Below are 6157 nucleotides of genomic sequence, written 5' to 3'. Positions count from 1 at the left end.
TTCGCGCCGGCCTCGACCTCCTTGAGGATCCGCACGACCTGTTCCTCGGTGAACCGCGACTTCTTCATGTGAGCTCCTTCTGGGGGAACTCTACTTCCGACTGGCTCGAATCAACGAGGACGCTTCACCTAGAGCCAAGTCGTCCGGTTCCTCTGACCGCTGCTCGTGGCGTCGCGGTGCCGTGCCGAACGCTCACCAGGCGCAGGCTGAAGGCGGCTGACCTGTCCCGCGTCAGACGGACAACCGCCATCTGCCGCCAGCCACCGGGCGGACGCAAGCCCTTCCTATGGACTTCGACGCCGCCCTGGCGACGCGGGCGGCGCCGAGCGCGCCCAGATCCTCGAGGCCCGGCGGGACCGACCCAGCGGCAGGACGTCGGCGTCGACGCGCCTCATGCTGCACATCGTGCGCCCCGCCCATCCGCCCGTCGCCGTTTCGGGCACGCATGCGGGACGCGCGAATTGTCTTTTCCCCGGGCTCGTGCTTAGTTGCGCCCGGGGACACGGACGAGGGGATGGATCAATGACGATCCGCATTTTTCTGCTGGACGACCATGCGCTGGTGCGCACCGGTTTCAGGATGATCCTGGGCGCCGAGCCCGATCTCGAGGTGGTGGGCGAGGCGTCGAGCGGCGAGGAGGGCCTGCCGCTGATCCGCTCGCTCAGGCCGGACCTCGTGCTGTGCGACCTGCACCTTCCCGGCGTCAGCGGGCTGCAGATCACCGAGCGCCTGGTCCGCGGCCAGGACGGGCCGCGCGTGCTGATCGTCTCGGTGCAGGAGGACGGGCCGCTGCCGCGCAGGCTGCTGGAAGCGGGCGCGAGCGGCTACGTCGGCAAGGGCTGCGACGCATCCGAGCTGCTGCGTGCGGTGCGCGAGGTCGCCGTCGGGCGTCGCTATCTCGCCGGCGGCGTGGCCCAGCGCCTGGCGCTGGGCGCGCTGGACGGCGGCGGCTCGCCCTTCGACCAGCTCACCAGGCGCGAGCTGGAGGTGGCCCTCATGCTGTCGCAGGGCCGGCGCATGGACGACATCGCCGAGCGGCTCTGCCTGAGCCCGAAGACCGTCGCCACGCACAAGTACCGGATGATGGAGAAGCTCGACATCCGCGACATGATCTCGCTGGCGCGGCTGGCCGGGCAGTACGGCCTGATCTCCCCCTGATGCGGGGAAGGCGCGAACGGCGACCTGGATGGTCGCCGTTCGCGTACGCCTTCAGTCCTGCCTACCGTCCTCGCGACGCGGCTGCTCCTCGGGCGGAGCCGCGTCGTCCGCTGCCGCGCCCGGTGCCGGTTCGGCAGCGGGCGCCCGCTCGGCGCCCGGCTGGCCTTCCGCCGCCGGTTCCTGCGCCGGGGTGCGGTTCTTGGCGGACGAACGGGGACGCCGCGGAGGCTTCGGCGTGTCGACGGTCGCCGACGCGGCGTCCTCGCCCTGGCTGGCGGCCGCCGGCGGCGGCGTCAGCGTGAACGCGGGGCTGTCGGCCGTCGGCGCTTCCACCGTGCGCGCGCCGGGCGCCGCGGTGCCGCTGCTGGCCAGGGGGCGCGGCGCGACCGCGTCGCGCGGCGACTCCGGTGCCAGCGCGTCGGCCGCGGGCGGAGTGGCCTCCGGTTCGGGCTCGGCCTCGAGCTCCGTGCGCGTCACCTCGGCCTGCGGGGCCGGGGCCGTCTCCGGAGCGGCTTCGGGTGCCGCGGCGGTCACGGCTGCGTCGGGCCGCGCAGGCTGCTCGGGTGCCGCCGTGGCCGGTGTCGCCGGCGCATCGACGCGTGCTGCGGCCTCGTCCCTCGCGGGTGCCGGAGACGCCGCCTCCGGCGTCGCCTGCGGCGGAGTCAGCGGCTCGGCGGCGGCAGCCGGTGCTTCTTCGGTCACGGGTGCACGCGGGCGTTTGTCCGGCGCGGGCGTCGACGCGGCGGCGTCCTTGTCCTGCGCGGTCGCCCGCGGCTCGTCCTCGTCGAGGAAGGCCATGGCTTCCGCCGGCAGGCCGAGACGCGCATCGCCGCGCTCGCCGGAGCCCGTCGCATCCGCCTCGCCGTCGTCGAGCGCGATCTCGGACTGCTCGGTCGGCGTGTTCTGCGCGACCTCGTCCGCGGCGGGGTTCTCGCCACGACGACGACGGCGTCCTCCGCGACGTCCGCGGCGGCGGCGTCCGCTGCCGTCGCCGTTGGCATCGTCACCGGCCGGTGCGGCCTCGTTGCCGCTGGTCTCGGCGGGGCGGGGCGCCGGGGGCGTCTCCTCGCGGCGCACCTCGTTGCCGCTGACGGCGTCGTCGACGGCTGCCGCGGCGGGTGCCATGGCCGCCGCGGTGATCGGATCGGCCGCCTCGTCGGTCACCTGGCCCTGGCGCGGCGCGCGCGCCGGCTTGGCCTGGGCGTCCTGCCTGGCCTCGGCCTTGCGCGACGGCGCACGTTCGGGCTTCGCCGTCTCCTGCGGGCGTGCGGCCGGCTGGCCCTCGGCGCGCGGGTTCTCGGCGCGGCCGGACCTGGCCGCCTGCGGCGCCTGCTCCTCGCGTGCGGCGTCGCCGCCGCGGGGCTTGCGGCCCTGGCCCTGCTGGCCACCGCCGCGCGGGGTGTTCGGGGTGCCGGCCGACTGGCCGCGGCCGCGCCGCGACTGCTCGTCGCGGCGTCCGCCGCGCCGGCCCTCGCCGTTGCGCCGGTCACGCTCGCCGCCGGAACGGCGTCCATCGCCCTCGGCGGGCGCGGCGGGCGCCGCGGTGCCGGGCTGGCCGCGGAACCAGCGCACCACGCGCTCGATCAGCGAGGCCGAATGGGTCGGTGCCGGCTGCACCGCCGGCGCCGCGGGCTCGGGCTCCGGCTCGCGCACCGGCGCGGGCGAGCTGTGCTGCACGCGGGTGACCGCCGGCGGCGGGATGTTGAGGTTGGCCTTGGTCAGCGAGTGCGTCTCCAGCTTCCTGGGGCTGACGCGGTGGTAGCTGGGCTTGCTCGTCTCCTCGCCCAGTTCGTTCTCGCGGATCCGCACCACGTTGAAGTGCGGGGTCTCGATCTGCTGGTCGGCGACGATCACCAGCGGCGCCTTGTGGCGCTCCTCGATCTCGGTGAGCGCGCGGCGCTTCTCGTTGAGCAGGTAGTTGGCGATCTCCGGCGGCGCCTGCACCAGCACCTGGCCGGTGTTGTCCTTCATCGCGTGCTCCTCGGCGACGCGCAGGATCGACAGCGACAGCGACTCCACCGAGCGCATGCGGCCGTGGCCGTCGCAGCGCGGGCACACGATCTGGCTCGACTCGCCGAGCGAGGGGCGCAGGCGCTGGCGCGACATCTCCAGCAGGCCGAAGCGCGAGATGCGCCCGATCTGCACGCGCGCGCGGTCGTTCTTCAGCGCGTTCTGCAGGCGGTTCTCGACCTCGCGCTGGTGCTTGTTCGACGACATGTCGATGAAGTCGATGACCACCAGGCCGCCCAGGTCGCGCAGGCGCAGCTGGCGGGCGACTTCCTCGGCCGCCTCGAGGTTGGTGTGGAACGCGGTCTCCTCGATGTCGCCGCCCTTGGTGGCGCGCGCCGAGTTGACGTCGACCGCGGTCAGTGCCTCGGTCTGGTCGACCACGATCGATCCGCCCGACGGCAGCCGCACCTGGCGCTCGTAGGCGGCCTCGATCTGCGACTCGATCTGGTAGCGGTTGAACAGCGGGACGTTGTCCGCGTACAGCTTGAGCTTGCGCAGCTGCTGCGGCATCACCTGCTGCATGAACTCCCGCGCCTCGGCGTAGAGCTCGTCGGTGTCGACCAGGATCTCGCCGATGTCGGCGCGCAGGTAGTCGCGCAGGGCGCGGATGATCAGGCGCGACTCCTGGTAGATCAGGAACGGCGCGGGCCTGGAGAGCGCGGCGTCGGTGATCGCGCGCCAGACCTGGAGCAGGTAGTCCAGGTCCCACTGCAGCTCGTCGGCGTCGCGGCCGACGCCGGCGGTGCGGATGATGACCCCCATGTCGTCGGGGATCTGCAGCTGGTCCATCGCCTCCTTGAGCGCCTGCCGGTCCTCGCCCTCGATCCGGCGCGAGACGCCGCCGGCGGTGGGGGAGTTCGGCATCAGCACCATGTAGCGGCCGGCCAGCGAGATGAAGGTGGTCAGCGCCGCGCCCTTGTTGCCGCGCTCCTCCTTGTCGACCTGGACCACGACCTCCTGGCCCTCGCGGAGGATCTCCTTCAGGCCCGCCTTGTTCGGGTCGACCCCGTCGCGGAAGTAGTCGCGCGAGATCTCCTTGAGCGGCAGGAAGCCGTGGCGCTCCGCGCCGTACTCGACGAACGCGGCCTCCAGCGAAGGCTCCAGGCGGGTGATGCGCCCCTTGTAGATGTTGGATTTGCGCTGCTCGCGCGCGGGTTGTTCGATGTCGATGTCGTAGAGGGTCTGGCCGTCCACGATCGCGACCCGCAGCTCCTCGGCCTGGGTCGCATTGATGAGCATCCGCTTCATTGTTGTGGTGTCCTCACGCGCTCGACCGCGAGAACGCCGGCTGCCTTGGCTGTCGCACCCCGCGTCCCCAGGGGACGGGCGGCACCGCGACGGCTCCGTCCCGGGGACGGGGCCTGCCGAAACCTCCAGCGCTACAACCGAACCGCCGGGCGAAGCCCGCGGGAGCGCTCGTTGAAATACGTCCGGATCGCGCTCGCGCGCGCTCCGGAATGGCCTGGGCGACGGCATCCGCCGCACCGGGACGATCTATCCGTCCGCCCGCGCCGGCCGCTAACATGACCGCCCCCTCGGAGCGGCGGCAGCGTCTTTGCAGGATTCGAAACAAGCGGCTTTCGGCCGGTTTGCAACGAAATCAGGACGTTATCTCGCGCCCTTAGTGTAGCAGAGTCGATTGGCATGGCGGACGACACAGGCGTCGCCGGCGTCCGCCACGTGCAGGTGGCGGACGACCGCGACGGACAACGGCTGGACAACTTCCTTCTCGGGCAGCTCAAGGGCGCGCCGCGCGGGCTGGTCTACAAGCTCGTGCGCAGCGGCCAGGTGCGGGTCAACGGCAAGCGCGCGAAGGCGGAACAGCGACTGGCGGCAGGCGATGCCGTCCGCGTGCCGCCGGTGCGGACCGAGCCGGCGGCGGGAGGCGGAACTCCGTCGCGGACGCTGCTCGACCTGATCGAGCGCGCCATCGTGTTCGAGGACGGCGCGCTGATCGCGATCTCCAAGCCTTCGGGCGTGGCGGCCCACGGCGGCAGCGGGGTCAGCTTCGGGGTGATCGAGACGCTGCGCGCGCTGCGGCCGCAGGCCTCGCTCGAACTCGTGCACCGGCTCGACCGCGACACCTCCGGGCTGATGGTGATCGCGAAGAAGCGCTCGGCCCTGCTGCAGCTGCAGGCCCTGCTGCGCGAGGAGGGCGGCATCGGCAAGCGCTACCTGGCGCTGCTCGGCGGCCGGCTTCCGGACGGCGTGCTCGACGTCGACGCGCCGCTGCACGTCGCCGCGCGCCAGGGTGGCGAGCGCCACGTGCGCGTGGATGCGGTCGGCAAACCCAGCCGCAGTCACTTCCGCGTGCTGGAGCGGCGCGGCGGGCAGAGCTACTGCGAGGTCCGGATCGAGACCGGGCGCACCCACCAGATCCGCGTGCACGCCGCGCACCTGGGGCACCCGGTGGCCGGCGACGGCAAGTACGGCGACGCCGAGCTCAACCGGCGCCTGCGCGAACGCTGCGGGCTGCGGCGCCTGTTCCTGCACGCCGCCTCGCTGGAATTCGCGCTCGACGAGGGTCGCCGGCCCTACGTCCTGAACGCGCCGCTGGCGCCGGAACTGGCCGAGGCGCTGGACAGGCTCGGTTGAGGCGGGACGCTCAGGCGGAGGCGCTGGCGTCGTCGGCGAGCATGTCGGCCTTGGCCGCACAGATGAAGTCGTTCTCGGAGAGCCCGCCGACGTCGTGGGTGGAGTAGCGCACCACGACGCGGTCGTAGTGCACGCCCAGGTCGGGGTGGTGGTCCTCGCGGTGCGCGATGAAGGCGAGCGCGTTCACGAAGGCCATCGTCCGGTAGTAGTCGGGGAAGCGGAACGTCCGCACCAGCGCCTTGCCGGCCTCGGCGATCTCCCAGCCCGGGACCTGCGGCAACAGCTCGCGGACGCGGGCCTCGGCCAGACGGTGATCGGCGCCCCGCCGCGGCAGGCAATGTGCGACGTGCAGGGGAGTCAGGTCGGTCATGGCGGCGGTCCTGCGGGGGAGGCG

Annotated in this window: 4 protein-coding genes; 2 read left to right on the top strand and 2 right to left on the bottom strand. The window is 72.9% G+C overall.

Annotated features, from left to right (window positions below; translation table 11 throughout):
• The first annotated feature begins 522 nt into the window (after positions 1–522).
• Positions 523–1158 (top strand): response regulator, encoded by a 636-nt coding sequence (locus tag KB893_RS02465; RefSeq protein ID WP_211928033.1) that lies wholly within the window; start codon positions 523–525, stop codon positions 1156–1158.
• 51 nt (positions 1159–1209) lie between these two features.
• On the opposite strand, the gene KB893_RS02460 is transcribed toward KB893_RS02465, so the two are convergent.
• A complete protein-coding gene (locus KB893_RS02460) occupies positions 1210–4416 on the bottom strand; it encodes an Rne/Rng family ribonuclease (RefSeq protein WP_213173392.1) in 3207 nt (1068 codons plus the stop codon).
• Positions 4417–4812: 396 nt separating this feature from the next.
• On the opposite strand from KB893_RS02460, the gene KB893_RS02455 reads away from it, so the two are divergent.
• Positions 4813–5763, top strand: a complete 951-nt coding sequence (locus KB893_RS02455; RefSeq protein WP_211927821.1) for an RluA family pseudouridine synthase — start codon at positions 4813–4815, stop codon at positions 5761–5763.
• Between the two features lie 10 nt (positions 5764–5773).
• Here KB893_RS02455 and KB893_RS02450 read toward each other — a convergent pair whose 3' ends face one another.
• Entirely contained in the window at positions 5774–6133 is a 360-nt protein-coding gene (locus tag KB893_RS02450) for a 4a-hydroxytetrahydrobiopterin dehydratase (RefSeq protein ID WP_211927822.1), read from the bottom strand.
• Positions 6134–6157: the final 24 nt, after the last annotated feature.

The organism is Coralloluteibacterium stylophorae (genome assembly GCF_018122625.2).
GTDB classification, from domain to species: Bacteria; Pseudomonadota; Gammaproteobacteria; order Xanthomonadales; family Xanthomonadaceae; genus Coralloluteibacterium; species Coralloluteibacterium stylophorae.
This window is presented reverse-complemented; position numbering and strand designations above follow the sequence as displayed.